Genomic DNA, 6,139 nt, shown 5'->3' with positions numbered 1-6,139 from the left:
CCCTTTTTCCCCCCCCCCCCCCCCCCCCCCCCCGCTCGGCGTCCGTCGGGGGGGCTCGGAGATGTGCCTTCCCCCCACCCGTTCCTGAGCGCGGCCCAGGCCGAGGGCCGGCCGGCGGGGCTCGGCAGGCGACTGGCCGCCCGACTGATCGACACGGTGGTGCTCGGCGGGCTCGTCGGCGCGGTCGCCTTCCCGCTGTGGACCAAGGCGAAGGACCACGTCGACGAGAAGGTGGAGGCCGCCAAGCAGACCGGCGAGACCGTCACCGTCTACCTCCTGGACGGCACCACCGGCCTCTACCTGGGCCTGGTGGTGGCGGCCCTGCTGCTGCTCGGCGTGGTGTACGAGGCGCTGCCCACCGCCAGGTGGGGCCGCACGCTGGGCAAGCTCCTGTGCGGCGTGCGCGTCCTGGACATCGAGGACCACGACCGCCCGACCTTCCTCGCCGCCCTGCGCCGCTGGCTGGTGTACGGCCTGCTGGGGCTGCTGGTGATCGGCGTGGTCAACGTGGTGTGGTGCCTCTTCGACCGCCCCTGGCGGCAGTGCTGGCACGACAAGGCGGCCCGTACGTTCGTGGCCTCCCGGCCCGGGTGACCCGGCGGTAGCCGCGCCGGCGTCCACCGGGGGCCGCGGGGTCACCCGAACGGCGCCCGCCGGATGCGGCGGGGCGGGCGGCGGGTTCGACTCGGGCCATGAGCACCGACCAGCCACCGCCCGGCTCCGGCGAGCCCCCGCGCGAGGATCCGCTGCGCAAACCGCCGCAGCAGCCCCCGTCCGAGGGGCACCCCGGCACCGGGCCACCGACCGGCGGCGGCCCGTACAACGGCTCGCCGGGCAGCGGCTCCCCGTACGGCGGTCCCACCGGCGGCCCGTACGGCGACCAGCCCGGCGGGGGCGGCTTCGGCGGGGGCGGTTTCGGTGGGCAGCCGCCGTACGGGGGTGACCCGTACGGCGGTGATCCCTACGGCGGCGCGGCCGATCCGCTCGCCGGGATGCCGCCGCTCGGCGGGCTCGGGCGGCGGCTGGTGGCACGGATCGTGGACGCGCTCATCGTGGCGATCCCGGTCAGCGTGATCATGCTGCTGTCGTTCGGCGGCTACGACCCGACCGACCCGGACGACACGGCCAAGTCGTCGGCGACCTCGGTCGTCTTCGCCCTCATCTACTTCGTGTACGAGGGGTTGATGCTGACCAGCCGTGGCCAGACCGTCGGCAAGAAGCTGATGAAGCTTCGGGTGGCGATGCTCAGCGACGGCGCGAACCCGGTCGGCCAGCCGGGCTGGTACCGGGCCGGCACCTACGCGCTGCCACAGATCGTGCCGTGCTGCGGCTTCGTCTTCTGGTTGGTCAACGTGCTGTGGTGCACCTGGGACCGGCCCTACCGGCAGTGTCTGCACGACAAGGCGGGCAAGACGGTGGTCGTCTCGACCGAGTAGCGCCCGCTGCTGCCGTGCACTACTCATCACCCGCTGCCCGGCTGCCCGTCCCGCACCCGCGTCACGCGCGGCCCGGTACCCGCCCGCCGCACCCGCCCCCGTCGCACGCCTGCGTGCCGTCACGGGCACCCGGAGTGATATCGGGCGGTTCGCCCGGCAGCGTAGATTTCCGATGGGTAACGACCCCATGGGTATTGCCGGGCCCGATCTGGGCGCCCGCCGCGCGCGCTGATGTAATCGGGGGCATGAGCGCCAATCAGCCGCCGCCCCCGTACGGGGCACCGCACTCTCCGTACCCCCTGACGCAGCCCCCCGGCATCCCGGCCGGGATGGCTCCGTTGGCCACCCCGGGCCAGCGGTTCTTGGCCCGGCTGTTGGACACGCTGATCCTCGGCGTCATCTGGACGCTCGCGCTCACGGCCACCGGTGCGCTGAAGTCCGCGATGGACGACCCGAAGGACCCGGACGTCGCCAAGTCGGCCTTGAGCGCGGTCATCACCTTCATCGTCTACTTCGCGTACGAGGGCTTCATGCTCGCCCGCGACGGCCAGACGCTCGGCAAGAAGGCCGCCCGCATCCGGGTGGCGATGCTGGCCGACGGCGACGTCCCGGGCGCCAAGGGCTGGACCAGGGCCGCGGTGTACGCGCTGCCCGGCGTCGCCCAGCCGATCGCGATCGGGCCGCTGTTCTGGCTGCTCAACTCGTTGTGGCTGCTCTGGGACAAGCCCTTCAAGCAGTGCCTGCACGACCGGGCGGCCAAGACGGTGGTCGTCGAGGCGCGCTGACCACCGCGGACGCCGGGGCGGCCCGGCGACGGCCGAGCCCCACCCGCACGAGCGGGACCCCGCACCACACGACAGAGGCCGGCCCGGGATCGCCCGGGCCGGCCTCTGCCGCGTGGGGGTGCGGCAGCGCGGACGCCCTAGCTGCGCAGGGTGTGTCCGCCGGTCCTGGGTTCGGGGCGGGGCAGCGGGAGCGGGGTGACCGGCGAGGGCCGGCCCGGCTCGTCGTCGACCGCAGGCGCAGCGGCAGTCGCCGTCGCGGTCCGGTGCATGGGTACGGTCATGGCCACGAGCAGGCCGACCGCGAGGCCGGCCACCGCGATGACCGCCACCCCGGGGCCCGAACGCACCTCGGAGAGCAGCAGCATGGCGAGGGTCGACAGGACGACGGCCAGCGAACCGTAGCCGAACTGTGCCGTGGTCGGACGCGGCATGGGAGTAATCCGTCCTCGGGAAGACGACAGGGAAGCGCGGAGAATCGTGGGGGGCTTCGGGGGTCTCGGAAGGAGCGGGAAGGCAATCCTGGGGCCCGGGGTCCTGAGGGCCCGGAGAGTCAGGCGGGCCCCGGGGGCCCGGTGGGCCCGGAGGGCTCGGTGGAGGTCAGCGGAGCCCAGTAGAACCCTGCGGATCTCTGGGCAAGGCATCACGGAGTGGTAGCGGCAAAAATCCTACGGTCCTGGATGCCCCGGGACGGCGCCCCGTAAGCGTGACTTGACGCACGGTGCCGGTGCACAAGAGGCGCACAGAGTCATTCACGCCATCAATATCTGTGTGGCGTGCGCCTGTTGACAGTTCCGCAAGGCGCGTGCTGGCCATGCGGTGGGGTGCTGGGGTGCTGGGGTGCTGGGGTGCCGGCAAGTCGGGGAGTTGGGGTGTCGGCTGCGGCTCGGAGCCGGTCTGGGGGAGCGCTGCCCCGCTTGCATCCCGCGCGACCGACGTCCCGTACGACTCCCGTGCCCCTACCGCCCGTCCCCGTGCGCTCGCCCCTTCCGGCCCTCGGTGCCCGCCCCATACGCGCGTGCCCCGTGCCGTGCATCCGCCGTGGCTCCGCGCGCCCCGTGGCCGCTCCGACTCCGCCCCTCCCGGCCCCTCCCGACCCTCCGGCGGCTCGTGCACGGTGGTGGCGGGCCGTGGTGCTCCCTCCTGGCGGGGCCGACGGGCCTGCTCGTGGCGGCCGTTGTCGGGTCCGCCGGCCTGCCGTCGGCCGGGCGTGTCCCGAACGGGCCGTAACCCACGCAGCTTTCGCTTTCTCTCGTGTTCACCTTGTCGCGTGCGAAAAGCACAAAAAGTACTTGGCTGGCGTGTTCAAGTCAAGATCTGTCTTTTCTTCATTCACTCCGGTCAAATAGCGACACTCATCTTGACTGGGGAGGCAGTGCACAGGTGAAGAGACAACGGAGGGCGATGAGACCCATCGCCATAGCCACGGTGATCGGCGCGCTCGGTGCGGGCGCGCTGACCGTGGGAGCGGCCCAGGCCAGCGACCGCAACGGGGCTCCTGGTACGGCGGCCGAGACGCAGGTGAACGACCCGGCGGCGCCGGCCAAGCGCGTCGACCACGATCTGGCGGGCCCGTTCAGCAAGCAGCAGGAAGCACAGCGCGAGGACGCGCTGCGGCAGGTCATCTCCGGCGAGGCCAAGGCCGAACGCCGCGGTGGCTCGCAGGTCGTCAAGCTCGGCCGGGGCAAGTACGTGGAGCTCGGCCGCGAGAAGACCGACAAGATCTTTACGATTCTGGTCGAGTTCGGCACCAAGGTGGACAACGAGTCCACCTATGACCCGGACGGCCCGGACGGCCCCAAGCCCCCCGTCAAGAAGTACGGCGGCGACCCGGGCCCCGCGCACAACGAGATAGCCAAGCCGGACCGCAAGGACGACAACAGCACGGCCTGGCAGGCGGATTACAACCGCAAGCACTTCGAGGACCTGTACTTCTCGACGGCGAAGAACAAGGAGTCGCTGAAGAAGTACTACGAGAAGCAGTCCTCGGGCCGCTACTCGGTCGAGGGCGAGGTCTCCGACTGGGTCAAGGTCGACTACAACGAGGCCCGCTACGGCTCCAACTTCTGCGGCAGCAGCAACTGTTCCAACGCCTGGGACCTGATCCGCGACGGGGTGACCCGGTGGGCCGAGGACCAGAAGGCGGCCGGCCGCACCGACGCCCAGATCAAGGCGGACCTGTCCAAGTACGACCAGTGGGACCGGTACGACTTCGACGGCGACGGCAACTTCAACGAGCCCGACGGCTACATCGACCACTTCCAGATCGTGCACGCCGGTGAGGACGAGTCGGCCGGCGGCGGCGTCCAGGGCACCAACGCGCTGTGGGCGCACCGCTGGTACGCGTACGGCACGGACAACGGCAAGACCGGCCCGGCGGACAACAAGGCCGGTGGCTCGCAGATCGGCAACTCCGGCATCTGGGTCGGCGACTACACGATGCAGCCGGAGAACGGCGGCCTCGGCGTCTTCGCCCACGAGTATGGGCACGACCTCGGCCTGCCGGACGAGTACGACACCACCAACCAGGGCGAATCCTCCGTCGCCTTCTGGTCGTTGATGTCGGCCGGCTCCTGGCTCGGCACCGGCAAGGACTCCATCGGTGACCTGCCTGGTGACATGAACGCCTGGGACAAGCTGAAGCTGGGCTGGCTCAACTACGCCCAGGCGAAGTCGGCCACCCGGTCCACCCACAAGCTGGGCGTGGCCGAGTACAACACCCGGGACAAGCAGGCGCTCGTGGTCGAGCTGCCCTCCAAGACCAGCACCACCAAGGTCGTCACGCCCGCCGCCGGCAGCAAGCAGTGGTGGAGCGGCCAGGGCAACGACCTCAAGAACACCCTGTCGCGCCCGGTCGACCTGACGGGCAAGTCCAAGGCGTCCCTCGACCTCCAGGGCTGGTGGGACATCGAGGAGAACTACGACTACCTGTACGCCGAGGTCTCCACGGACGGCACCAACTGGACGCCCGTGGACGGCACCGCCGACGGTAAGCAGATCCCGCGCGACGGTGGCGACAAGCCGGCGCTGACCGGCGTTTCGAAGACGTACAAGAAGCTCTCCTTCCCGCTGGACGCCTACGCGGGCAAGAAGATCGACGTGCGCTTCCGCTACCAGACCGACGGCGGCGCCGCCCAACTCGGCTTCGCCGCCGACGAGATCAGCGTCACCGCCGACGGCAAGCCGCTCTTCACGGACGGCGCCGAGGGCGACGACAACGGCTGGACGAGCAAGGGCTTCTCGCGTATCGGTGACTCGCTCACCAAGGAGTACCCGCAGTACTACATCGCGGAGAACCGCCAGTACGTCAGCTACGACAAGACCCTCAAGGTCGGCCCGTACAACTTCGGTTGGGCCACCTCGCGCCCGGGCTGGGTCGAGCACTACCCGTACCAGAACGGCCTGCTGATCTGGCTGTGGGACACCTCGCAGCCCGACAACAACGTGAGCGTGCACCCGGGCAAGGGCCAGATCCTGCCGATCGACGCCCACGCCAAGCCCGAGAAGTGGGCGGACGGCACCCTGATGCGCAACCGCTTCCAGGCGTACGACTCCACCTTCAGCCACTTCCGCACCGACGGCTACACCCTTCACAAGGACGGGAAGGCCGCGAAGGTCAAGTCGAAGCGCGGCGTGCCGGTCTTCGACGACCGCAAGGGCACCTACTGGTACGACACCAACCCGACCGGTGGCGTTCAGGTTCCTGACACCAACACCCGGATCAGCATCCTGCACGAGGCCTGGGACGGCTCGACGATGATCGTCCACGTCAGCCCCTCCGGCAAGAAGTGACATAGTCGCTGGTCAGAGCGGTATCGGCCGTCGCCCCTAGCGGGCGGGCGGGCCGGTGGGGGTTTGTTGCCCCCCCCCGGTTTTTTGTGGCCCCCCCGCGGACGGGGGGGGGCGGGTGCGGGGCCGGGG

5 protein-coding genes are annotated in these 6,139 nt (G+C 70.6%); 4 read left to right on the top strand and 1 reads right to left on the bottom strand.

Features of this window, described 5'->3' with window-relative positions; all coding sequences use genetic code 11:
- From AAHZ94_RS26910 to AAHZ94_RS26900, 3 genes are all read left to right on the top strand, one after another.
- Window positions 1–594, top strand: a 594-nt coding sequence (locus AAHZ94_RS26910; RefSeq protein ID WP_349995966.1) for an RDD family protein, incomplete at its 5' end; no start/stop codon positions are given.
- A gap of 98 nt (window positions 595–692) precedes the next feature.
- Window positions 693–1,436 carry an RDD family protein gene (locus AAHZ94_RS26905; protein WP_349995964.1) on the top strand — a complete coding sequence of 248 codons (744 nt, stop codon included), beginning with the start codon at window positions 693–695 and terminating at the stop codon, window positions 1,434–1,436.
- A gap of 245 nt (window positions 1,437–1,681) precedes the next feature.
- A complete protein-coding gene (locus tag AAHZ94_RS26900; RefSeq protein ID WP_349995962.1) occupies window positions 1,682–2,221 on the top strand; it encodes an RDD family protein in 540 nt (179 codons plus the stop codon).
- Between the two features lie 137 nt (window positions 2,222–2,358).
- Here the strand turns inward: AAHZ94_RS26900 and AAHZ94_RS26895 are convergent, their stop codons facing one another.
- Window positions 2,359–2,652, bottom strand: coding sequence for a hypothetical protein (locus AAHZ94_RS26895; RefSeq protein WP_349995960.1), 294 nt, complete (start codon window positions 2,650–2,652; stop codon window positions 2,359–2,361).
- Between the two features lie 949 nt (window positions 2,653–3,601).
- Here AAHZ94_RS26895 and AAHZ94_RS26890 point away from each other — a divergent pair.
- Complete coding sequence (locus AAHZ94_RS26890) at window positions 3,602–6,010, top strand: immune inhibitor A domain-containing protein (protein ID WP_502964794.1); 2,409 nt, start codon at window positions 3,602–3,604, stop codon at window positions 6,008–6,010.
- The last annotated feature ends 129 nt before the right edge of the window (window positions 6,011–6,139 follow it).

Origin of the sequence: Streptomyces sp. HSW2009 (assembly GCF_040240285.1) — a bacterium.
In the GTDB taxonomy this organism is placed as follows: Bacteria; Actinomycetota; Actinomycetes; order Streptomycetales; family Streptomycetaceae; genus Streptomyces.
This window is presented reverse-complemented; position numbering and strand designations above follow the sequence as displayed.